The following is a 24,109-nucleotide window of genomic DNA, read 5'->3' on the forward strand; positions in this document are numbered from 1 at the left end:
TGTGCTGACCATACGACTTAGCCGCTTGAGGTTCTGTCTTTTGATCGGCTCATCCCATGAGCCCTTGGTCGGCGATGATGCCGTTGACGTCATCTATGCACATATCCATGCGTACTGAGATTCAGCCAGGCTTGCTCGCCATCCACGGGAATCGATCAGAGCAATTGGCCGACGCCGTTCTGGCGTGGCTGCAGCGTCATCCTTTGGCTCCACTGGAAGAAGAGGTCATCCTGGTGCAAAGCGCCGGCATGGCTGAGTGGCTCAAGATGACGCTGGCGCAAGCTGGGGGCGTGTGTGCCGCCATGCGGGTGGAGTTGCCTGCTCGTTTTCTGTGGCGCACGTATCGGCAGGTGTTGGGGCGTGATGCGGTGCCATCGCAGTGCGCTACCGACAAGGCGCCGATGACTTGGCGTCTCATGAGCTTGTTGCCGAGTCTGATCCAGCAAGAAGGCTTTGAGCCTGTGGCGGGCTTTCTGGTCGGCGATGAACCCGATCGCCTGTTTCAGTTGGCATCCCGACTGGCTGACTTGTTTGATCAGTACCAGGTGTATCGGCCGGATTGGCTGGACGCGTGGGCGCAGGGGGACGATGTCTTGCTCAACCCGGGGCGTCCCTCGGCGCCCCTGTCGGCCGATCAACGCTGGCAACCCATGTTGTGGCGGGCCATTGTGGCTACCTTGGCACCGCAAGAGGTGGCGAGCATCCGCCCCAAAGTGCATCAACAGGTGTTGCAGGCCTTGAGTTCCGGGGCTGTCACGGTGTCGCCGGTGGCACGGCGCGTGGTGGTGTTTGGCATGACCAGCATTCCCCTGACCACCTTGCAATTGCTGGCGGCTTTGGGCGAGCGCAGCCAGGTGCTGATGGCCGTGCCCAATCCTTGTCGCCATCACTGGGCCGACATCATGGATGGGCGGGAACTGTTGCGCGGCATTGCACGACGCCGGCATGGCTGGAAAAACGGAGTGAACCTGTCCGCCTTGCCGCTGGATCACATGCATGCCCATGCGAACCCCTTGCTCGCATCGTGGGGGCGTCAGAGCCGAGATTTTGTGCGTCAACTCGATGAGTTTGACGATGTACGGGCCGCTCAAACCCGGTTTGCCTTGCCGCGTGTGGACCTGTTTGACGAGGGTGAACAAGACGATGGGCCGCTGCTGACGCAGGTGCAGCAACGCATTCGCGATCTGGTGCCGATGAACGAGCATGCGTCGGTGCGCGTGCCGGATGACGATCGCTCCATCGTGTTCCATGTGGCGCACAGTCTGCTGCGCGAGGTGGAGGTGTTGCACGACCAGCTGTTGCAGTTGTTTGCGGACACGGCGGGCCGTGGGGGGGCGGTGCAGCCTCGGGATGTGGTGGTCATGGTGCCTGACATTGATCAGGCTGCGCCGGCGATCCGGGCGGTGTTCGGTCAATATGGGCGGCACGATCCCCGGTTCATCCCGTTTGACATTGCCGATTTGAGCGCACGCACCAGCAGCCCCCTGGTGGTGGCATTGGAGTGGCTGTTGCGCCTGCCCATGCAGCGGTGTCGTTTTAGTGAGTTGCGCGATCTGCTGGACGTGCCGGCCATCGCCGCGCACTTTGGCATCAGCGCCGATGCGTTGCCTCGCTTGACCCATTGGATGGCGGGGGCGGGCATTCGCTGGGGGCTGGACGAAACACACCGAGCTCACCTGGGGTTGGACGCGTGCGGGGACCAAAACACCAGCTGGTTTGGCCTGCACCGCATGCTCCTGGGCTATGCCGCAGGGGAGGGGCAGTTTGAGGGCATGGAGGCGTACGACGAGATTGGTGGACTGGAAGCCGAACTGGTCGGATCGCTGGCCAGCTTGTTGAGCCGCTTGTCACGTTGGAATGAGGTGCTGTCGGAGCCGGCCACGCCCACGGTCTGGGCCGAGCGGGGCCGAGCCTTGCTGGCGGACATGGTGTCCCCGCAGGACGATGCCGATCGCTTGATTCTGTCCGCACTGGATGATGCCCTGCGGGGGTGGCTGGATGCGTGCGGACAGGCAGGGTTTGACGAGCCGGTGCCCTTGCCTGTGGCCCGGGAGGCATGGCTGTCGGCGCTGAATGAGCCCACGGTCAACAAGCGTTTCAAGGCGGGGGGCGTGACCTTCTGCACCTTGATGCCGATGCGGGCGATTCCGTTTGAGGTGGTGTGCCTGCTGGGCATGAACGATGGCGATTACCCTCGCCGTGCCACCCGCGCGGACTTTGATTTGATGATGCAGCCCGGTACCAATCGACCGGGAGACCGCTCGCGGCGAGACGATGACCGTCAGTTGATGCTGGAGGCCTTGTTGTCGGCTCGACGGGGGCTGTATGTGAGCTGGACGGGCCGCAGTGTGCGCGACAACAGCGAGCAGCCCCCCTCGGTGCTGGTGTCTCAGTTGCGGGACTATCTGGCTTCAGGCTGGGGCGCGACCGTGGTGGCTGCGCGCACGACCGAGCACCCATTGCAGCCATTCAGTCGCCGCTATTTCGAGCAGGGGTCGCCACTGATCACGCATGCCCGTGAGTGGCGTGCGGCGCATGGCAGCGATGAGATGGGCGTGGCTGCGACGGCGGCGCCTGCCTTGCCCCCGTATGAGCCTGATCCACACGTGCCGTTGACGCTGGGACAGTTGGCGCAGTTCATGCGGCATCCGGTGCAGGTGTTTTTCCGGCAGCGGCTCAATGTGGTGTTTGATGCACCCGACGCTGAGCCGGAAGACGAAGAGTCGTTTGGGCTGGCCGGTTTGGAGGAGCACCAGTTGGTCGCGCAGTTGATGGACGAGGTGCTGTCCGATCTGAACGATGCCGACGCCACAGAAGACCTCGTGACACAACTGGACGCGCGATTGGCGCGCCTGGGACGAGCTGGGCGTTTGCCCATGGGGGCGTTGGGTGTGTGGACCCGGCAAGCGCTGGCGCAGACCGTGTTGCCGCTCCTGCGTGCCTGGCGCCAGCAATTGGCCGCGTACCCGCACCGCACGCAGCGACGACTGGTGCAACTGGCGGGCTACGGTCTGGTGGTGCAGGACTGGCTGGATCAATTGCGCTGTGCCGACGAGGGCGACGCCGTTGCGGTGTGGCTGGAGTTGTCGGCCAGCAAGCTCACTAAGGGCAAGGCGACCAAGAAGGGTCCGCCGTCACCTCGTCTGGACAAGTTGCGACTGGCGTGGCTGCGCATGGTCGCGGCAGTGAACTGCCAGGTGCCAGTAAGCGGCATTCTGGTGGGCAATGACGCCACGCTGGTGTGCGAGGCCATGTCTGTCGAGCATGCACGTGAAGCGCTGGATGTGATCTTGCGTTTGTGGCGCGAGGGCATGAATGCCCCCTTGCCCCTGCCGATGCGCACCGGGGTGGCTTGTGTGCTCAACGAAGATGCCGAAGCGACGTATGAAGGTGGGTTCAGGATGCAAGCCGACGTTGCTGACCCTTGCTGGTCCCGTGTCTTTCCTGACTTTGAAGCGCTGGGCGTCGATGGTCGCTTTGAGACCCTGGCGAACGACCTGTGGGGACGTGTGGATGCTTGGGCCAAGGAACATGTGACTGTGATCTTGCATGAGGAGGCCGCATGAGCCAGCCCCTGCATCCTTTGAGCTTTCCCTTGTGGGGCAGCCGACTGATTGAAGCCAGTGCGGGCACGGGCAAGACCTGGACCATTGCCGCCTTGTATGTGCGCCTGGTGCTGGGGCATGGTGGTTCGGATGGTTTTAGTCGCCCGCTGTTGCCGGCAGACATCTTGGTGATGACCTTCACCCGTGCTGCTACCCGAGAGTTGTCGGACCGCATTCGTGCGCGGCTGATTGAGGCGGCCCGATGTTTCCGTGGTGAGCCGCAAGTGGGTGGCTATGACTCCATGTTGCAGGCCTTGCTGGCGGCCTATCCGGATGAGTCGCAACGTAGTCAGGCTGCTTGGCGCTTGTCGTTGGCGGCCGAGGGCATGGACGAAGCGTCGGTTCACACCATTGACGCCTGGTGCCAGCGCATGCTGCGTGAGCACGCCTTTGACAGCGGGTGCCTGTTTGAAGAAACGCTGGAGCCCGATGCGCAAACCCTGTTGGTCGAGGCCGCGCAGGATTATTGGCGTCAGCATTGCTACCCCTTGAGCGAGGCGCAACTGACCGAGGTGCTGAAAATCTGGTCGGGGGTGGATGAGCTGGTGAGCGATGTGTCGCGCCTGCACGAACAGGTGGTGGGCGAGGACATTGGCGGCGGGCCGTTGAGTGACGTGGTCGCCACCCAACAGGCGTTGCGCGCTCGGCATCTTGCCGATGTGAAGGCTGGTTGGGTGGCGCGAGCCGACGCCATGCTGCTGTGGCTGGATGAGCAAACGGCGCCCAAGGTCTGCGATTGGGATCGTCGCAAGCTGTCCAGCGCCAACTATCGGGGCTGGTTGGCCACCTTGCGTGCATGGGCCGAGCAAGCGGATCTGGAGGTGCTGGATCTGACGGAGGCGGCTTGCCATCGCCTGACTCCGGAAGGCCTGATGGAGGCGTTCAAGGGCGACCTCGGCAGCCTGCGTCTGCCTGAAGACTTTGACGCGTTTGAACGCCTGCTGGCCGACCTGGACACCTTGCCCAAGATCAGTGTGCCCGTGCGACTGCATGCGGCCGCATGTGTGGGGCGCCGACTGGCGCAACTCAAGCAGCAGGCGGGCACCTTTGGTTTTGCCGACATGCTGCACCGACTGGATGCGGCCTTGTCAGGTCCACATGGACATCGCTTGCGGGACCGTGTGCTGGCGCAATACCCGGTGGCACTGCTGGACGAGTTTCAGGACACCTCACCGCTGCAGTACCGCATCTTCGATCAGATCTATCGCACCGAAACGAACGATGCCGCGAGTGCGTTGCTTTTGATTGGGGACCCCAAGCAGTCCATCTATGGGTTTCGCGGGGCCGACATTCACAGCTACATGGCTGCTCGGCAGGCGACAGAAGGTCGGCACTATGTGCTGGACACGAACTTTCGCTCAACGAATTCCCTGGTAGCCGCCGTGAATGCCTGGTTCGTGCAGGCCGAGCAGCGTGAAGGCCGTGGGGCCTTTTTGTTCCGCGAGCCTGGGCAGGCCAGTAGCGTGTTGCCGTTTGAGTCGGTGAAGGCCAAGGGGCGCGCCGAGGTCTTGGCCCATGGCGAGACGGCAATGCCCGCCATCACCGTGGTGCATGGCCTGCATACCGTGCAATCGGCCAAGTCGTGGTTGCGTCCCTATGCAGCCATGTGTGCCGAGCAAATCGTGCAATGGTTGAACGATGAAGCCTTTGGCTTTGTCGAGCAGGGCGTGATGCAGCGCCGTTTGCGGCCAGCTGACATTGCGGTGCTGGTGCGTGATCGCAACGAGGCGGAGGCCGTGCGCCGGCAACTGACCCGTCGGGGTGTGGCTTCGGTTTACCTCTCTGACAAGGACTCGGTGTTCTGGAGTGACGAGGCGCGGGACTTGCTGTTCTGGCTTCGTGCGGTGGCGTCTCCGATGGACGTTCGGCTGGCCCGTGCGGCCTTGGCCACGCGCATGGTGGGCTTGAGTCTGGATGAATTGGGCTGGCTGGCGGCCAACGACGAGGCCTTTGATGCCCGCAGCGAGACTTTGCGTGAGTTGCACGCGGTCTGGCAAAACCAGGGCGTGTTGACCATGCTGCGCCACACCCTTCACAAGCTGGACTTGCCCGCGCGCTGGCTGGCTGAGACCGGCGGCGAGCGCAAGCTGACCAACTATCTGCACCTGGCCGAGTTGCTGCAAAACGCCAGCACGCAGTTGGATGGAGAGCAAGCGCTGGTGCGGTGGCTGGTGGCCCAGATGGAAGAGGGGGGCGCCAGCGGCGAAGAGCAGGTGGTGCGCCTGGAAAGTGATGCCGATCTGGTCAAGGTGGTGACCGTGCACAAGAGCAAGGGGCTGGAGTACCCCGTCGTCTGCTTGCCCTTTGCCGCCAGCTTCAAGCAGATTGATCCGGCACGTACCACGTTTGTGAACTTGCTGGATGAGCAGGGCATCCGCCGACTGGTGCTGGACCTGTCGGATCCGGTTGTAAGAGAGCTGGCAGATCGAGATCGCTTGCGGGAAGATTTGCGCCTGTTCTACGTGGCGCTGACCCGTGCCCGTCACCACATGTGGCTGGGCCTGCCTGCCTTGGGCAAGTCTGGTTCGGAGGTGTGCAGCAATCATTTGAGTGCCTCGGGCTATCTCTTGGCTGGCGCGGAGCAGGTGTCGCCTGCAGCCTTGTTGGCGAATCTGCAAGCCCTGACCCAAGAACACGCGGAGATGGCATTGCAAGCCCTGCCGGACGAGGTGGGGCAGACGCTGCTCTTGCGGGAGAACGAGCCGTTGCCGCTGGGGGCGCCCTGCGCGTACGACGCGGCATTTGATCGCCGCTGGACCATTGCCAGTTTTTCGGCGCTGGTGCGTGCCTTGGGGCAACTGCAGGTGTCGCCAGCAACTGTGGGCACAGTGCGCCCTGCGGATGACGAGTGGCCCGCAGAAGCGGGCGACGAGGGCGTAGCCAGCCCTGAGCGTGCTGCGTCGGTCGTCGAGGGGGGAGCGCCGCCTGCCTGGCACCGTTTCACCAAGGGGGCAGTGGCTGGCAATTTCCTGCACGACCAACTGGAGTGGCTGTCAGCCGAGCGTTTTGATTTGGCGCGCCCAGACACACAGGAGCGTTTGCGCAAGCAATGTGAGCGTGCCGGTCGCCTGGAACAGTTTGACGACGTGCGGTGCTGGTTGCAGCAGGTGGTGAGCACGCCTCTCGGTGGCGTGGGTGCCAGCCTACAGTCGCTCAGCCATGTGTTGCCAGAGATGGAGTTCTGGCTGCCCGCCCAGCGTTTGAGTGCGCAGGAGATTGACGGCTTGTGCCAAGCGCACCTCTTGCATGGTCGGGCGCGTCCCGATCTGCCCGAGCGCGAATTGCATGGCATGTTGATGGGCTTTGCTGACCTGGTGTTCGAGCACGAGGGGCGTTATTGGGTGCTCGACTACAAGTCCAACCATCTGGGGGACAGCGGTGCAGCCTACACCCATGCCGCAATGGAAGAGGCCATGGCCGTGCACCGATACGACGTGCAAGCGGCCATCTACCTGCTGGCTCTGCATCGCCTGCTGCGCGTGCGGTTGGGCGATGCTTACGAGCCCACGCAGCACTTGGGCGGCGCCGTGTACGTGTTTTTGCGCGGCATTGACGGGCCAGAGCGTGGCAGCTATGTGATGCCGCCGGTCTGGCCCTTGCTGGACGCGCTAGATGATTTGCTCAGCATGGAAGAGGAACAAGCATGAGCACGTTGTGTGACACCCTGGACCAGTGGGCTGACAAGTGCTGGATTCGTCGTCTGGATGCGGCCCTGGCCCGCTTCTGCCTGACCCTGTGCCCGCAGGCCACCCCGGCGCTGCTCATGGCGTCGGCCGTGCTGTCGCAAATGGAAGGGCGCGGCCACACCTGTCTGCCTTTGAAGCAGTTGGTGGCGGCACCTCATGCCCTGCTCATGGCCCCAGACGACTTTGCGGCCGAGTTGTCTCAACTGTGGCCCACCTTGCCAGCCAGCCTCGACGCGTGGTTGACGGCACTCACGTCATCCACGATCGTGCGCGAGGCCGATCAGGTCGATGCCGGACAGCCCTTGGTGTTGGGCGGTACTGAGGACGATCCCTTGCTCTATTTGCGCCGCTACTGGTTGTATGAGCGGCGTGTGGCGGCCCAACTCCGCCAACGGGTGGGCGAGCGCTTGCCGGTTGACGAAGCCAAGGCCCAGTCCCTGCTGGACCTTTTGTTCCCGCATGGCGACGCCGCGCCTGCCGAGGAGGCCGAAACGGATTGGCAGAAACTGGCGTGTGCCGTGGCTCTGCGCGCACAATTGACCGTGATCACCGGGGGGCCTGGTACGGGCAAGACGTACACGGCTGCGCGTCTGTTGGCCTTGTTGTTTGCCATGGGATCTGAAGCGGGGCCACTGCGTGTGGCCTTGGCGGCTCCCACTGGCAAGGCGGCGGCTCGCCTCAAGCAGTCGATTGATGCTTCGCTGGAAGACCTGCAGCGCGCCTTGGGAGACCAGATTGAACTGGACATCCTCATTCAGCGTATGGGCGCAGCCCGAACCCTGCACGCCTTGCTGGGGGCTCGACCCGATACCCGGCGCTTTCGTCACGATGCCTCGCATCCGCTGGATGTGGATGTGCTGATCGTGGACGAGGCCTCGATGATTCACCTGGAAATGATGGCAGCCTTGCTGGATGCCTTGCCACAGCAGGCGCGCATCGTCTTTCTGGGGGACAAGGACCAGTTGGCCTCGGTGGAAGCCGGCGCGGTGCTGGGGGATTTGTGCCGGGATGCGCGCGATGGTCGCTACAGCCCCGAAACGCTGGCCTATGCCCGCCGTGTGGCCGGCCAAGAGCTGGAACTGATCTACCAGGACCACAGCGGTGAGGCGCCACTGTTGGCGCAGCAGACGGTGATGTTGCGCAAGAGCCGTCGTTTTGGTGGACCGATTGGTCAGTTGGCCAAGACCGTGAACGATGGTCATGTGGCCGACGCCACCCGCGTGCTGGACAGGGATGCCACCCGGGCCGTCTACAAAATCAAGTCGGATAGCCCGGATGCGATCGTTGACCTGGCCTTGTCGGGGCGTGACGGAGCGCCCGGCGGCTACGCCGAGTATCTGCAAGCGATGGCCGAGCGCCCCGCCGAGGGCGATGTCGACGCTCATGCGCTGTGGGTGCGGCGCGTGCTGACAGCCTTCGATCGTTTCCGCCTGTTGTGTGCGGTGCGCGAAGGCGAGTGGGGTGTGGCAGGCTTGAACCGTGCGGTGCAGACCGCGCTGGTTCAGGCTGGCTTGCTGAGGGTGTCGGGCGAGTGGTTTGAGGGGCGCCCGGTCATGGTCACCCGCAACGATCCGGTGCTGGGCGTGTTCAATGGTGACATCGGCATTGCCTTGCGCCCGGCACATCGTGGGGGCACGCTGCGTGCTTACTTCATGGATGGACCGGAGCTGCGCTCGGTCAGTGTCAGTCGCATGGCCCATGTGGAGACGGCGTTTGCCATGACGGTCCACAAGAGCCAGGGCTCCGAGTTCGCACACACCGTGCTGGTGCTGCCACCCTATGGGCAAGGCATGTTGCAGCGCGAATTGATTTACACCGGCATCACGCGGGCGAAAACCGCGTTCACGCTCGTGTCGGCCAACACCGAAACCTGGGCTGATGCGATTCAACGCCCCACGCGTCGTGCCAGCGGCTTGATCACCATGCTGGATGCGAGCACCAGCATGCCCCCTTGAGCGTCAATTCAGAATGTGATCGACCGGCTGGGGCAGGGTGGGCAGATCGCGGTCTCCCAGCATCTCCAGCACCGCGCTTTCAATGCCGATGGCCATGGCCCCTAGGGCCAGGTCGTTGGGCATGGTGCCGAAGGGCTCTTCGATTTCGTCACTGAGTGCCTCGATGGCGAAGAAGGTGTAGGCCACGAAGGCCACCATCAGGGGCGTCATGATGCCGATGGAATCCAGCAGGCCGAAGGGCAGCATCAGGCAGTACATGTACACCGTGCGGTGCAGGATCACCGAGTAGGTGAAGGGCAGGGGCGTGTAAGCAATGCGCTCGCAGCCACCGTAAGCGTCGTTCAAGCCGTTCAGCGAGTTGTCCAGTTGTGTGGCCAGCATGGACGAAATGCGGCCGGCATCCCGCTCTTGCCGAACCAGGTCGGACAACCACATCAGAATCCGCAGCGGTGGATTGCGACGGTGCGCCAGATCGGCCACCACGGCGTCGGGCAGCAATCGTGCCATGTCCGCTCGGGCATCAGTGTTGCGCAGTTGGTGACGTGTGGCGTGTACAAATGCGGCCAGCCCCAAGACGAAGGTGCGCGGTTCGTTGCCACCGAACGTGATGTACTGCCGACACGCATTGCGGCTGTCGGTCAGCAGCTTGCCCCATAGCTTGCGCGCTTCCCAGTAGCGGTCATAACTGGCACTGTTGCGAAAGCCCAAAAAGATGGCCAGCGCCACGCCCACCAAAGAAAATGGCACGGCGGTGAGGGTGACTTTCCAGTGCAGCAATTCACCGTGAAAGATCACCACCAGGATGGAGATCAGGGTGGTGACCAGCAACTGCGGCACGATCTTGTGAATGATGGAGCCGCGCCACACAAAGAGCATGAAGAGCCAGTTGGGGCGGGGGCGAACAATCACAAGTCACCTTTTTAGGGAGCGGGTCGAAAGGGGCGCTCATTGTGTCACCGAGGCGCCGACCCAGCGAACCAGTGAGGCTCTGATGGGCCCATCTTGCAACAAAAAAGCCCGACTCGCAGAGCCGGGCTTGGACTGTGGGCGAGACACCCCAGTACGTTTGCTTACTTGGCCGCGTCCAGTGCCTGGCTCAGATCAGCCAACAGGTCATCGATGTGTTCGATGCCCACGCACAGACGGACGGTGTCTTCCGTCACACCGGCCTTGGCCAGTTCTTCGGGCGACAGCTGACGGTGCGTGGTGGATGCTGGGTGGGTGGCCAGCGAGCGCACGTCGCCGATGTTGACCAGACGGGTGAAGAGCTTGAGTGCGTCGAGGAAGCGGGCACCGCCTTCACGGCCGCCGGGTACACCGAAGGTCAGCAAGCCCGAGGCCTGGCCTGACAGGTACTTTTGCACCAGTGCGTGGTCAGGATGGTCTGGCAGGCCAGCGTAGTTCACCCACTTCACGTTGGGGTGGGCCTTCAGGAACTCGGCCACCTTCAGCGTGTTGCTGCTGATGCGGTCCATGCGCAGGCCCAGCGTTTCGATGCCTTGCAGGATCAGGAAGGAGTTGAAGGGCGAAATGGCGGCACCCGTGTTACGCAGGGGTACCACGCGGGCACGACCGATGTAGGCCGCGGCGCCCAGCGCTTCGGTGTACACCACGCCGTGGTACGAAGGATCAGGCTCGTTCAGGCGCTTGAAGCGTGCTTTGTGCTCGGCCCACGGGAACTTGCCCGAGTCGATGATGGCGCCACCCAGGCTGTTGCCGTGACCGCCCATGTACTTGGTCAGCGACTGCACCACGATGTCCGCACCGTGTTCGATGGGGCGGCACAGGTAAGGTGACGGCACGGTGTTGTCCACGATCAGTGGTACGCCGTTGCGGTGCGCAATTTCAGCGATCTTGGCGATGTCGGTCACGTTGCCGGCTGGGTTGCCCAGCGACTCGACATAGATGGCCTTGGTGCGCTCGTCGATCAGCGCCTCGAAGCTCTCGGGGCTGCGGTGATCGGCAAACCGGGTGGTGATGCCGTACTGAGGCAGCGTGTGAGCCAGCAGGTTGAAGGTGCCGCCGTACAGGGCGGTCGACGACACGATGTTGTCACCAGCTTCGGCAATCGTCTGAATGGCGTACGTGATGGCCGCTTGACCCGATGCCAGCGCCAGCGCTCCGATACCGCCTTCCAGGGCGGCCACACGGGCTTCCAGCACGCTTTGCGTGGGGTTCATGATGCGGGTGTAGATGTTGCCTGGCACCTTCAGGTCAAACAGGTCCGCACCGTGCTGGGCGCTGTCGAAAGCGTAGGCGACGGTTTGGTAGATGGGCACTGCCACCGACTTGGTGGTGGGATCAGGGCTGTAGCCGGCATGAACCGACAGGGTCTCAAACTTCCAGTTGGAATCACTCATGCGAGTCTCCTGGTGCAGGTGTTGTGTAAGAAAGTCAGCAGCTTAAGCGCAGTCGCTCATGCAGTTCAAGCTCGTTATTTGCCGTGCCTCATGACATAAGCGCATGAAGGTTCACACGTGGCGAAGCTGACTCGGTAGAAACCAGCGCACTGTACACAAAGCGGCGACCTAAACTGAAAGTGGCTCAGGTTCGTTGTCGCCAGACTGCCCGGACTCACAAGGCCCCATGCAGCGAAGCGGCATACCGGCGGAGGTCGATATGAATGCGCCCATCCCTGCAGAGGTTCTTCAGGCCCTGACATCCTTGTCGCTGGACGATAAGTACGCACTGGAGCGCGGCCGCGCTTTCATGAGCGGCATTCAGGCCTTGGTGCGGCTGCCCATCCTGCAGCAGACGAGAGACCACATGGCGGGTCATCGTACGGCGGGTTTCGTGAGTGGCTATCGCGGTTCACCGTTGGGTGGCTACGACCAGGCCTTGTGGCAAGCCAAGTCACATCTGGCGGCGCACCACATCGTTTTCCAACCCGGCGTCAATGAAGAACTGGCCGCGACGGCTGTCTGGGGCTCTCAACAACTTGGTTTGACGCCTGGGCCTCACCGCTTTGATGGCGTGTTTGGCCTGTGGTATGGCAAGGGCCCTGGCGTGGATCGCAGCGCCGATGTGCTCAAACATGCCAACATGGCCGGCACCGCCCGTCTTGGTGGGGTGTTGGCCGTGGCCGGGGATGACCACGTCGCCCGCAGCTCGTCTGTGGCACATCAGAGTGACCACATTTTCAAGGCATGTGGGTTGCCGGTCTTCTTTCCCAGTAGCGTGCAGGAAATCCTGGATCTGGGGCTGCATGCCCTTGCCATGAGTCGCTATGCCGGTTTGTGGTGTGGATTCAAGACCATTCAGGAGGTGGTGGAGTCTTCCTGCACGGTGTCGGTGGATCCTGATCGGGTCAACATCGTCTTGCCCGAGGATTTCGACATGCCTCCCGACGGCCTTCACATTCGTTGGCCCGACACGCCGCTGGCGCAAGAGGCCCGTCTGATGGATTACAAGTGGTATGCCGCGCTGGCTTATGTCAGAGCCAATCGTTTGAATCGAACTGTTCTGGACAGCCACCATGCGCGCTTGGGCCTGATCGCCAGCGGTAAGGCCTACAACGACCTTCGCCAGGCGCTGCACGACCTTGGGCTGGATGATGAGGCCTGCCGACGCATTGGCCTGCGGGTACACAAGGTGGCGGTGGTGTGGCCACTGGAGGCCAGCATCACACGGGAGTTCGCAACAGGACTGCAAGAGATCCTGGTGATCGAAGAGAAGCGCCAGGTCATCGAGTACCAACTCAAGGAAGAGTTGTACAACTGGCGCGAGGACGTGCGTCCCAACGTACTGGGCAAGTTTGCCGAGCCCGAGGGCGATATCACGGGCGGTGAATGGGCCATGCCCAATCCTGCGACGCGCTGGTTGCTGCGGGCCAAGGCTGACTTGAATCCGGCCCTGATTGCCCGAGCCGTGGCGCAACGCATCGACAAGCTCAACTTGTTGCGAGACGCCGAGCCCGCATTGCGCCAACGGATCGCCGAACGTCTTCACGTCATTGAAGCCAAGGAGCGGGCATTGCAAAGCGGTGCCGCCACTGCCGTGGAGCGCCCCCCATGGTTTTGCAGTGGCTGCCCACACAACACGTCTACCCGCTTGCCTGATGGCTCGCGAGCCATGGCTGGCATTGGTTGCCATTACATGGCCATGTGGATGAATCGACAAACCAGCATGTTTTCCCAAATGGGCGGAGAGGGCGTCGCGTGGGTGGGGCAAGCACCCTTCACGGACGAGGGGCACGTGTTCGCTAACCTGGGCGACGGCACCTACTTTCACTCGGGCGTGCTGGCCATTCGTCAGGCCTTGGCGGCCAAGGTGAGCATCACCTACAAGATTCTGTACAACGACGCGGTCGCCATGACCGGTGGGCAGCCCGTTGACGGAACGCTCTCCGTCAGTGCCATGACACGAGAGTTGCAGGCCGAGGGGGTGCGGCAGATCGTTGTGGTATCCGATGAGCCCGAGAAGTATCAGTTGATGACAGATCTGGCGCCAGGCGTGCTCGTGCGTCATCGGGATCAACTGGATGAAGTGCAGCGCCAACTTCGAGACACTGTCGGCTGCACAGTGTTGATCTATGACCAGACCTGCGCCACAGAAAAGCGTCGTCGTCGCAAGCGTGGCAAGCTACCGGTGCTCACGCGTCGTGTCTTGATCAACGAGGCAGTGTGCGAAGGATGCGGCGACTGCGCAGTGCAGTCGAATTGCCTGAGCGTGGAGCCGGTCGAGACCCCACTTGGACGCAAGCGGCGCATCAATCAAAGCAGCTGCAATCAGGACTTCTCTTGTCTGAATGGACTGTGTCCCAGTCTGGTCACCGTCGACGGGGGACGCTTGCGCAAGCCCGAACCCGCTCCGGGCATGCCTGCGTTGGCCAATTTGCCCCCTATCCCAGAGCCTGATCTGCCGTCTTGCGAGCAAGCCTTTGGCATTGTGGTCGCAGGCATTGGCGGTACGGGCGTCATCACCATCGGGCAGTTGCTGGGCATGGCCGCGCATCTCGAAGACAAGGGCATCATGGTTCAAGATGCGGCAGGGCTGGCACAAAAAGGCGGCGCAACCTGGAGTCATATCCAGATTGCAGCCCATCAACGCGCCATTTTCACCACCCGCGTGGCAATGGCGGAGGCGGATCTGGTGCTCGCCTGTGATCCGATCGTGGCTGCCCAAGATGCGACCGTGTCGCTCATGCGAGAGGGGCGTACCCATGTGGCCTTGAATGTGCATGCCAGCCCGACGGCGGCGCTCATGCAACAACCGGATTGGCAGTTTCCGTCAGCGGAATGCCATGCCGCACTGGAGGCAGCTGTGGGTGCGGCGCGGGTGAAGCGAATTGACAGTGTCGCCTTGGCTGAGCGTGTGCTGGGCGATGCCATCTACGCCAACCCCTTGATGCTTGGCTTTGCTTGGCAAGCCGGTTGGATTCCGCTGGCACTTGCAACGCTGATGCGTGCCATCGAATTGAATGGTGTGCAAGTGGATCGAAACAAGCAGGCATTCGAGTGGGGGCGCCGTGCGGCGCACGATCCCATATCGGTTGCACGGTGGACCACGCCGGAAAAGAAGGTGACATGGCACGGGGCTCGTAGCCCATGGCACCCTGAAGATCTGGATGCCTTGATGGCGCAACATGAGTCTTGGTTGAAACGCTACCAAGGGCCAGCTTGGGCGCAACGCTATCGTGACGTCTTGTCACGCGTGCGGCAGGCTGAGCAGCCACTGGGTTCGAACAAGCTGTCGCTGGCGGTGGCCAGGAGCCTGTTCAGGCTGATGGCTGTGAAGGATGAATATGAGGTTGCTCGCCTGTTGACGAGCCCTGAGTTCATGTCGCAAGTGGACGCCATGTTTGAAGGCAACTGGCGCTTGACCTTCCATCTGGCGCCACCGTTTCTCACGCCGGAGGGGGCGCGTCCGCATAAGCACGAATGGGGGCAGGCGTCGGTGTGGCTACTCAAGGCCATGGCGTACATGCGCCATGTGCGTGGCACGTGGCTGGACCCACTGCGCTGGACCCAAGAGCATCGAGACAACCGTGCCCTGTTGGCCCACTACCTGAACCAAATTGAGCATGTGCTGAGTGTGTTGAACAAGGGTAATGTGGCTTGGGCATGCCAGATGGCGGCGGTGCCGGACATGATCCGTGGCTACGGCGTGGTGCGTGCCGACAGTGTCAAGAAAGCGCTGGAAGCGTGGCGTGCATTGCGGGCGCAGTCTTGAGGCGTGAATGCCCCTACACTGTCGCCTCATTTTTGCTGACCCATGCGCATTGAGACCATCCGCCAGCGCCTGCGTGATTTAGGCGCCAAACCGATCCACGAGCAACGTGTGTTGCGTCTGTGGGCGCAAGCCTTGCCGCAAGACAGCGGTCGACGTCGCGTGGAGGATTTTCTGCCCCAAGAGGTCCGCGAAGGCTTGCCACAGATCGAGTCTGAGCTGAAAGGCTTGACCTGCCTGGTGTCGCAGCATCCTGGCGAGGACGGATCGGCCCGATTGCTGGTCAGGCTCCAAGATGGCCAGACGGCAGAAAGCGTACTATTGCCTCGCGACGGTTTGTGCGTCTCCACTCAAATCGGATGCGCCGTGGGGTGCGTGTTTTGCATGACCGGCAAGGAGGGGTTGATCCGCCAGCTGGGCAGTGCTGAAATCGTTGCGCAAGTGGCATTGGCCCGGCAACTGAGACCGGTCAAGAAAGTCGTGTTCATGGGGATGGGGGAGCCCGCCCATAACCTTGACAACGTGTTGGAAGCCATTGACTTGCTCGGAACGGTGGGCAACATCGGTCACAAAAACCTCGTGTTTTCCACTGTTGGCGACCATCGGGCCTTTGAGCGATTGCCGCAGGGACGGGTGAAGCCGGCGTTGGCGCTCTCATTGCACACGACCCGTGCGCAACTGCGTGAGCAACTGTTGCCACGCGCCCCCCGGATGACGCCAGAAGAACTGGTGGAGGCGGGGGAACGCTATGCCCGCGCCACGGGCTACCCCATTCAGTATCAGTGGACCCTGATTGAGGGTCTGAACGATACGCCAGAGGAGCTGGATGGCATCGTGCGTTTGCTCAAGGGCAAGTACGCCTTGATGAACATGATTCCGTACAACGCTGTGCCCGAGCTGCCCTATCAGCGTCCCGCCTGGGAGAAAGCAGCAGCCATTGCACGCACCCTTCACCAACGCGGCATTCTGACCAAGCTGCGGCAGTCAGCAGGGCAGGATGTGGATGGGGGCTGCGGCCAACTTCGTGCGCGCGAAAAGCTCGCCCGCCACAGCAAGGCACAGCCCATCCAGATCGTGCGACCTGAAACGTCCGCTTAACGACGGCAGTCCAGACCGAAACGTTTCTTCAGTTCGGGAATGTCACCAGGCGCCTCTTTAAAGGCCATGGCGCAGGTGGTGTAGTTCCCGTACATGGCCTTCTTGGATGTGTCGACATACATCCAGTCGGCGATATCAGCTCGGGTGAAAGTCACGGTTTGGGCAACGGTTACCTTCTTGAGAAGGCGTGGCACAGCGTTCACCGTGCCCGAGAAGTTGTTGCCGGTTCGCTTGAAGGGCAAGATCCAGATGTACTCCTGAACATCGCCTTCGCGGATGACCACACGCAGTGCCGCGTTCGTGATGGCAGGGTTGCCCGACTCGGCCGTTTTCAGAAAGCCGTTGAGCGACGCGCGAGCCCGAATGAATGCCTGTTTCATCAACGGATCGGCATCATCGATGTCAACGATGCGGGCCGGCTTGGCTGCAGGTGCCGATGCCGCACTGGTTTGTGCCCCAACGCTGGTCATGGTCAAACCAAGGGCCGCGGCCCATAAAAACGAATTCAGACGGCGCATGTTCAGCAACGGTGGTACAGATGCGCTGCAGTGTAGGAGCCACCTTGTGCGGTCCTCATAGGGATCATTACCGTGTGAGGCCCCTTGCCTGAGGGGGCAAGCGCACAATGTCACCATGAACATCCGCCACCGTCTTGTGCACGCTGTGCGCCCGTCGATATCGCATCACCGCTTTGCCGCAAGGCTGTTGGTGGCGCTGCGCGTGCTGTGCCTCGTGGTCTGCTCGCTGTCGGCTGTGTCGGGGTATGCGCAGCGCTTGGAGCTCGCATCCGATGTGTCGCCTGCTGCGCCCGACGGCGAAGTGGCGCGGATGATGTTGGGCTTTCGGCGCCTCGTCACGCACGCCGTGTCAGCTGATCCGATGATGCTGGCCGCATTGCAATCTGCTGCGCAGTCCACCTTCGAGCGCGAAGGGCGGGGGTGGCCCGTCGGACAGTTGTTGGTGGTCGTTGACCGGCATCCCAAGGTGCAATTGCTGGTCGTCGCTTTGGCCCAAGCCGATGGTGGATGGCTGGTGGTTGGTGCTGCCAAAGTGAGCACAGGCCGGCCGGGTGAGTTTGATCACTACTTCACGCCAACCGGCTTGTACGAGCACGGCCCCAATGTTGGGAGCTTTCGTGCGGAGGGGACTTTCAACAGCAACCACATCCGTGGCTATGGCTTGAAGGGCATGCGGATATTTGACCTCGGGTGGGTGCAGGCCGCGAAAGCGTGGGGGCCAGGGGGGCTGAATATCATCCGGTTGCAGATTCACGCGACGGATCCGGTGCTGGAAGCGCGGCTTGGACGTCCCGCATCAAAGGGCTGCATCCGCATTGATGCGGGGCTCAATCGATTCCTCGATGAGTACGGGGTCCTGGATGGTGCTTTTGAGCAGTGGCACGTCGAGACTGGCCAACACCCTTGGTTCTGGCTGACAGAGCGACGCCCCACACCATGGTCTGGACGCTGGGTGGTGATCGTCGATGTGGCTCCGATCATCGCTGTCGTGCGTCAGCCTTGAATCAGCTGGAAATGGCCTGTAAGGCCGCCACGAGGCATGAGGCCTGGGCGCCAATCGATTCCGGTAGCGCGGTCTGCCCGGACGCGATGCCGGCAATGTAGCGGGCTGTGTCATCCGGTGATGAGGTCTCTGGGAGGTGCGGTAGGCTGGTCAGAACCCCGTCTTGTGTAGCGCGGCTGAGTTGGGCTTGTCGCTGCCCGGCAATGAACACGTCGAATTTAGGCTGTCGGCGTGCGTCGGCCACTGGCTCACCTTCGGTGCCACGCATGAGCAGAGCATTGGCTTGCGTGAGCGCCAGATAATCAGTCAATGAGTGCGCGTACTCCGGGTGCGTGTGATTGACGACCCGCATGCTGGGGGCATGGCCCAAGGTGAACGGGTCCAGCAACTTGGCGATGGTGTGCCCAGGGTTGCGCAAGCCAATCGTCCAGCGGACGGCCAACAACTTGGCCAAGGGCGGGCACAAAACCTCGGTTGCCATGAAAGCGGGTTGCCCGCGTTCCCATGCTCGCTGAACCTCTTCCGATGAGGTCGCAATTGGCATGTCGGCCGCTTGAAAAACCTGTGCCGTCGTTACCCGCGTGGGGTCTTGCATGGGCCCATGCACCAACACGCCCACGCCCTGACGTGCCAATGTTTGGGCCAACAATGCGGTCAGATTCGGCAGCTTGCGCGCGCCGTTGTAAGAGGGAAGCACAACGATACCGGCCTTGGCTGCCTGCTCGCAGTCCGTGAGTGTCAGGCAGCGCTCGATGGTGGCTTTCACAAAGCCTTTGAGTTCCTCGGCCGTTTCGCCCTTGATCCGCATGGCAAGACAAAAGGCGCCGATTTCCAGATCTGTGACTTTCCCATCCAGAATCTGCCCCATCAGATCCTCAGCCTGATCTGAGGTCAATGGTCGTGCGCCGTCTTTGCCTCGGCCAATTTCCTTGATGTAGGGTGCGATGCTCATAGGAGGGTCTCAATTAGGGGCGCACCGATTATGACGTTCTATGCCAGTGCCGCTGATTCTGTGTGTTCACCGACAGGCGTTTGCTTGACCAGCTTTTTGAGCGTGGGAATGCACGAACCGCAGTTGGTGCCGCACTTCAGTGCCTGCTGCAGCAATGTCAGTCGTACATCTGGCTGGCCCTCTGTAGACCTTAGCACCGTGACGATTTGTGGCTCGCTCACATTGAAGCAGGTACAGATCTGCGCACCCTTTGCAGCCGTTTCGACTGGCGCAACGGGGCCCGGCGTCAGCAGTCGCTGCCCATAGCTGTCGATGATCTGTTCGTCTTGAAGCAGGGGGCGCAACCACGCTTCGGAGCGGATGTCACCCGTCATGATGACGGCGCGCAGGCGCAAGCCCCCGGCAGTGCGTTCAATGTGCATGGTCCGCTCTTGATGCGCGTGCGGGTCTGCATAGGTCATGACATCGACGTCGCCAATGCCCAGCAGTTCCTTGATCTGCAGGATGACGGTTTCTGTGATGGGCGCGGTGTGTGCAGTACGGAACAAGATGCCGACCTTGCCCTCCGCATGCGGCTCACGCCCGAATGGGACACAGCTCGCAAAGGCAAAACTGCGCATCAATGGCTTCAATGCTGTGCGTACGTGCATGGCCTCCGACTCGGGCAACCACGCCACGGCCAGCAAGCGCCAGGGCAGGCTGACGGGGGTGAGTTGCACGGCCGCGTGTTTCAGCTCAGGTTGCTTCGACGTTGGGCAGAACGCCCCCGTTGTGACCGCATTGACGCCGGAAATGGGCTTGTTGTGACGGTCGTGCCCACTGAGGAATTCTTCGCCCCAATGCATGGCCATGAAGACTTGGCGTTGCGCCATGGCTTCGCTGGCCTGAACCGGTGCGACGAGTTCGCCACGACGCGACGCCATGCAAACCAAATCACCGTTGGACAGGCCCAACGCACGCATGTCGTCGGCGTGCATCTCCAGCGCGGGTTCGGCCACATGGCCAAACAATCGTCCGAGGTTGCCTGTTCGACTCATGCCATGCCATTGATCCCGCAGACGTCCCGTGTTCAAGGCAAAAGGGTAGGCGCCGTTTGTGGGCTCGGCCACAGTCTCATACCGCACCGGCGCAAACTTCGCACGCCCGTCTGGCGTCGGAAACTTGCCATCGGTGTAGAGGCGAGATACTCCTTGATGGGCGCCTTCAGGCATGGGCCATTGTTGGGGCCCTGTCTGCTCCAGCAGTGCATAGCTCATGCCCGTGATGTCCAGATCACGCCCACGGGTCGATTCACGGTGCTCATTCCAAACAGACTCGGGTGTGTCGTACGGAAACAGTGTGGTGGTGCCGGGCAAATAGCGGTCGGCCTGTGGCGCCAGTCGCCGCTCCAGTCGACGGCCAAACTCGGAGAAGATGTCCCAGTCGTGTCGGGCTTCTCCCATGGGGTCGATGGCTGCACGAACGCGGCTGATGCGGCGCTCGCTGTTGGTGACTGTGCCGTCCTTCTCTCCCCAGGTGGTCGCGGGAAGCAGCAAGTCACCAAAGGCACAAGTGGCCGTGCTGGCAAACGCTTCTTGCACCACGACATATTCGCAGCGACTCAAACCTTCGCGAACAAGGGTCTGATCCGGCAACGATTGAGCGGGGTTGGTGCACGCAATCCAGATGGCCTTGAGGTCGCCCCTGGCAGCGGCTTCAAACATTTCCACGGCGGTGAAGCCGGGTGTGGCCGGCACATCTTTCACACCCCACAGGGATGCCACCTCAGCACGATCTTCGGGCTTGCCAAGATCACGGTGCGCACTGAGTAGCGTGGACATGCCGCCCACCTCGCGCCCACCCATGGCATTTGGTTGACCGGTCAGCGAAAACGGCCCAGCCCCCGGCAGTCCAATTTGTCCTGTCGCCAGATGAAGGTTGATCAGTGCTGCATTTTTGTCGGTGCCCCGACTGCTTTGGTTCAGTCCCTGGCAATACAGGGACAGGGTGGGCGTGTGTGCGCCAAACCATCGCGCTGCCTGAATGATGTCCTCGGCCGGTACGCCGCATACCGCAGCGGTATGACCTGGCGTGAAGGACGCCACCTGCGTCTTCAGGGCTTCGAAACCGTTGGTGTGCGCGTCAATGTAGGCGGCATTCGTCAACCCCTCCTTCAGCAGAATGTGCAGCATGCCGTGATACAGCGCCACATCGGTTCCCGGCCGAATCGCCAAGTGCAGGTCGGCCATCTCGGCCGTTTCCGTGCGACGAGGGTCGACCACAATCAACTTCATGTCCGGGTTGGCCTGTCGCGCATCTTCAATTTGGCGGAACAGAATGGGATGCGCGTAAGCCGTGTTGGAGCCGGTGATGAATAGCGTCTGTGCGAACTGGAAATCCTCATAGCACGCAGGTGGCGCATCGCTGCCCAGGGTGGCTTTGTACCCAGTGACTGCACTGCTCATGCACAGCCTGGAGTTGGTGTCGAGGTTGTTGGTGCCAATCAAACCCTTCACCAGTTTGTTGAGAACATAGTAGTCCTCGGTCAATAGCTGACCTGACCCGTAAAACGCCACAGCGTTTGGGCCGTGTTGCCGGATGATGGCGGCGAACTTGTCAGCCGCCTCTTCCAGTGCGTTGTCCCACGACAGCGGGGCAGCCTCTCCATCGCGCTGCGCTCTGCGCATGGGTGTCAGCAGCCGCACTTGTTGCTGAAGGCTGTGTGCGGCGGTCAGGTGAAGCGTGCTGCCCTTTGTGCAAAGCCGGCCACGATTGGCAGGATGCGCCGGGTCACCTTGCACATGGGTGATTCGACCCTCCTTGGACTCAATCAGTACGCCGCACCCCGTACCGCAATACGGACAGGTTGCACGGGTCACACAGGGCTTTGCTTCGGTCATGACGCTTCTCTCTTGAGTTCTCTCAGCGGGATGGGCGGTCATGCCGTGCTGACCGCCTCGGTGTCTTGCGATCAGGTCAGCTTGCTGTACAAGCCTGTCACCAAGTCCATGACTTGCAAAATGTTCTCGCTGCTGGCGAACACCTCGCTGGAATGCAGCGAGGCATTGGCCGTATCACCCGCGCGCGACAGTGCGTTGTCAAAGAAAATCCACTGCTGCTGAGCCATCTCCAGCTGCCCCTTGATGGCCGCAGTGGTTTCTGGTGCGCTCTTCAGCGTCTGCAAGGCGTCCACGAACTCTTTTCTCGCGACGTCGAGTTCCTTGAGCTGATCAGGTGTTGCAACGCCCCATGCCTTACTGAGATAGCACTTGGCAGAACGCTGTGACAGCATCCGCTGACGCCCGGCCATGTTGACGAGCTTGCCGACGGACCGACCAGACATCTGTTCCAGCTGAACCGTACCCTGATGGGCCAACTTCAACACACGGCTTTCCAGCGCCAAGACCTGCTGAGCTGTGCCTCGGTCAGGTGCTTTGCCCACCAGCGCAGACTTGTAGTCGCTCCAGACCGAGTCAAGGGTGCTGTACGTCGTCTTGATGTCAGGACTGGGGGCGTAGGCCTTGAGCTCAGTCAGTTGCCGGTCAAAGAGAGCCATCGAGTCAGACAAGATCTTGTCCGCCTTCCGGGCTTCAATGCCCTGCCCGACGGCCAGCCACGCTTTGGCCATCCGTTGTGACAGCATGCGCTGACGACCAGCCTTGTTGATGGCATCGTTCATGTTGACCACTTGCGCGGAGGCAGCGTGAGGCAGCAGCATGGCGAAGGGCAGGGCTGCGCCAACCTTGAGGAGCGCACGACGCTCGAAAAGTTGATTTGTCATGATGGATAGAAGCTGTAATGGTGTCGGACGAAGCTGTCAGGTAAGCACGCCCTCTTGGACGCCTTCCTTCTCAGCAGGCTGCGTGGCAGCGCATGGCGATGATTGATTCAGCACGGACGTCTGTCCTTGAACTGGTTGGTGTTGAACGGACTCGCCAAACATCAATTGAGATCGAATGGATGCAATGTTGCTGCCATCCTTGATCAATCTGAAGTAATAGCTGCCATCCGTCGTGTCGCCATACATGCAGGCGCCGACCAGTTTTCCGTCCTTGAGCACCAGTTTTTTGTACACCTTGGCGAAGGGGTCCGATAGAACGATGGACTCAGTGCCTTCTCCGCCGACAAAGTCACCCGCCGAAAACAGGTCGATGCCAGTCACTTTGAGCTTGGTGGATGTCTGCGAGCCCACATACCGCCCAATGCCGAACATGGCCAGATGGTTGGCGCACACCTTGCCTTGTTCAAACAGTGGCGCGACCAGCCCGTAGGCCACACCACGGTGCGCAGCACACTCGCCCACGGCGTAAACGCGCGGGTCCGTCACGGTCTGCATGGTGTCCGTCACCACAATGCCGCGGTTGCAGTGGATGCCGGACTGCTCGGCCAAAGTCGTGTTGGGTCGGACCCCCGCAGCAATTACCACCAGATCAGCAGGGAGCGACCCGCCATCGGTGAAGCGGATGCTGCGCACATGGCCAGAGGTGTCGCCGAGCATCTCCTTGGTCTGTACGCCCATGCGGAACTTGAGACCCCGCAGCTCCAGAGCCTCTTGAAGCAAGCCCGCAGCGACGTGATCGAGTTGACGCTCCAGCAAGGTGCGGGAAATGTGCACCACCGTGACATCCATGCCTCGCAACATCAAGCCATTGGCGGCTTCCAAGCCGAGCAAGCCTCCGCCAATCACGATGGCGTGGCGCTTGGTGCGCGCCGCATCGATCATGTAGTTGGTGTCGGCGATGTCGCGGTAGGCAATGACACCTTCCAGGTCGCCGCCCTCAACGGGTGGTTTGAAGGGATTCGAGCCGGTTGCCAGCAAGAGCCGGTCGTACTCTGCCTGGGTGCCATCGTCTGCCGTGACGATCCTTCGTTTGCGATCGATGCTCACTACCCGCTTGCCGAGGTGAAGGGTGATGCCATGCTCGGCATACCATTCCAGCGGGTTAAGAACAATTTCATCCAGTGTTTGCTCCCCGGCCAGCACCGGAGACAGCAGGATGCGGTTGTAGTTCGGGTGTGGCTCAGCCCCAAAGACTGTGATGTCATACATGTCCGGCGCCAGCTTGAGCAGTTCCTCAAGCGTGCGAACACCAGCCATGCCATTGCCCACCATCACCAGTTTCATCTTGGTCATGGGAATGCTCC

At 61.5% G+C, this 24,109-nt stretch carries 12 protein-coding genes and 1 pseudogene; 6 read left to right on the forward strand and 7 right to left on the reverse strand.

The window, feature by feature from the left end:
* Window positions 1–107 precede the first annotated feature (107 nt).
* From recC to recD, 3 genes are read left to right on the forward strand one after another with little or no spacing between them, the layout of a single operon-like run.
* The gene (recC, locus tag ACOYNB_RS09470) at window positions 108–3,566 is read left to right on the forward strand and encodes an exodeoxyribonuclease V subunit gamma (RefSeq protein WP_422838840.1); all 3,459 of its coding nucleotides are present in this window, start codon (window positions 108–110) and stop codon (window positions 3,564–3,566) included.
* Window positions 3,563–7,252, forward strand: a complete 3,690-nt coding sequence (recB, locus tag ACOYNB_RS09475; RefSeq protein ID WP_422838841.1) for an exodeoxyribonuclease V subunit beta — start codon at window positions 3,563–3,565, stop codon at window positions 7,250–7,252. The genes recC and recB overlap by 4 nt, the downstream gene beginning before the upstream one ends.
* Window positions 7,249–9,246: an exodeoxyribonuclease V subunit alpha gene (gene recD, locus ACOYNB_RS09480; RefSeq protein ID WP_422838842.1), complete on the forward strand. Its 1,998-nt coding sequence runs from the start codon at window positions 7,249–7,251 to the stop codon at window positions 9,244–9,246. Before recB ends, recD begins: the two co-directional genes overlap by 4 nt.
* Before the next feature lie 3 nt (window positions 9,247–9,249).
* Here the strand turns inward: recD and ACOYNB_RS09485 are convergent, their stop codons facing one another.
* Together ACOYNB_RS09485 and ACOYNB_RS09490 are read right to left on the reverse strand one after the other, a co-directional pair.
* Complete coding sequence (locus ACOYNB_RS09485) at window positions 9,250–10,155, reverse strand: bestrophin family protein (RefSeq protein ID WP_422838843.1); 906 nt, start codon at window positions 10,153–10,155, stop codon at window positions 9,250–9,252.
* A 161-nt stretch (window positions 10,156–10,316) separates the two neighbouring features.
* A complete protein-coding gene (locus tag ACOYNB_RS09490) occupies window positions 10,317–11,606 on the reverse strand; it encodes an O-acetylhomoserine aminocarboxypropyltransferase/cysteine synthase family protein (RefSeq protein ID WP_422838844.1) in 1,290 nt (429 codons plus the stop codon).
* Window positions 11,607–11,865: 259 nt separating this feature from the next.
* Here ACOYNB_RS09490 and ACOYNB_RS09495 point away from each other — a divergent pair, with 259 nt between their 5' ends.
* Together ACOYNB_RS09495 and ACOYNB_RS09500 are read left to right on the forward strand one after the other, a co-directional pair.
* Window positions 11,866–15,417, forward strand: coding sequence for an indolepyruvate ferredoxin oxidoreductase family protein (locus ACOYNB_RS09495; RefSeq protein WP_422838845.1), 3,552 nt, complete (start codon window positions 11,866–11,868; stop codon window positions 15,415–15,417).
* Between the two features lie 42 nt (window positions 15,418–15,459).
* Window positions 15,460–16,512: an RNA methyltransferase gene (locus ACOYNB_RS09500; protein ID WP_422838846.1), complete on the forward strand. Its 1,053-nt coding sequence runs from the start codon at window positions 15,460–15,462 to the stop codon at window positions 16,510–16,512.
* Here the strand turns inward: ACOYNB_RS09500 and ACOYNB_RS09505 are convergent.
* The gene (locus ACOYNB_RS09505) at window positions 16,509–16,982 is read right to left on the reverse strand and encodes a DUF2314 domain-containing protein (protein WP_422838847.1); all 474 of its coding nucleotides are present in this window, start codon (window positions 16,980–16,982) and stop codon (window positions 16,509–16,511) included. The genes ACOYNB_RS09500 and ACOYNB_RS09505 overlap by 4 nt on opposite strands.
* Window positions 16,983–17,145: 163 nt before the next feature.
* Here ACOYNB_RS09505 and ACOYNB_RS09510 point away from each other — a divergent pair, with 163 nt between their 5' ends.
* The gene (locus tag ACOYNB_RS09510) at window positions 17,146–18,033 is read left to right on the forward strand and encodes a L,D-transpeptidase (RefSeq protein ID WP_422838848.1); all 888 of its coding nucleotides are present in this window, start codon (window positions 17,146–17,148) and stop codon (window positions 18,031–18,033) included.
* 1 nt (window position 18,034) lies between these two features.
* Here ACOYNB_RS09510 and ybiB read toward each other — a convergent pair whose 3' ends face one another.
* The 4 genes and pseudogenes from ybiB to ACOYNB_RS09530 form a co-directional block, all read right to left on the reverse strand.
* Entirely contained in the window at window positions 18,035–18,985 is a 951-nt protein-coding gene (gene ybiB, locus ACOYNB_RS09515) for a DNA-binding protein YbiB (protein ID WP_422838849.1), read from the reverse strand.
* Window positions 18,986–19,023: 38 nt separating this feature from the next.
* Window positions 19,024–21,864 carry a molybdopterin-dependent oxidoreductase gene (locus ACOYNB_RS09520; RefSeq protein ID WP_422838850.1) on the reverse strand — a complete coding sequence of 947 codons (2,841 nt, stop codon included), beginning with the start codon at window positions 21,862–21,864 and terminating at the stop codon, window positions 19,024–19,026.
* 71 nt (window positions 21,865–21,935) lie between these two features.
* Window positions 21,936–22,745, reverse strand: coding sequence for a type IV pili methyl-accepting chemotaxis transducer N-terminal domain-containing protein (locus tag ACOYNB_RS09525; RefSeq protein WP_422838851.1), 810 nt, complete (start codon window positions 22,743–22,745; stop codon window positions 21,936–21,938).
* Between the two features lie 147 nt (window positions 22,746–22,892).
* Window positions 22,893–24,098: pseudogene (locus ACOYNB_RS09530) on the reverse strand (NAD(P)/FAD-dependent oxidoreductase); the annotation flags it as partial.
* Window positions 24,099–24,109: the final 11 nt, after the last annotated feature.

Source organism: Aquabacterium sp., assembly GCF_049317225.1.
Taxonomy (GTDB): Bacteria; Pseudomonadota; Gammaproteobacteria; order Burkholderiales; family Burkholderiaceae_C; genus Aquabacterium.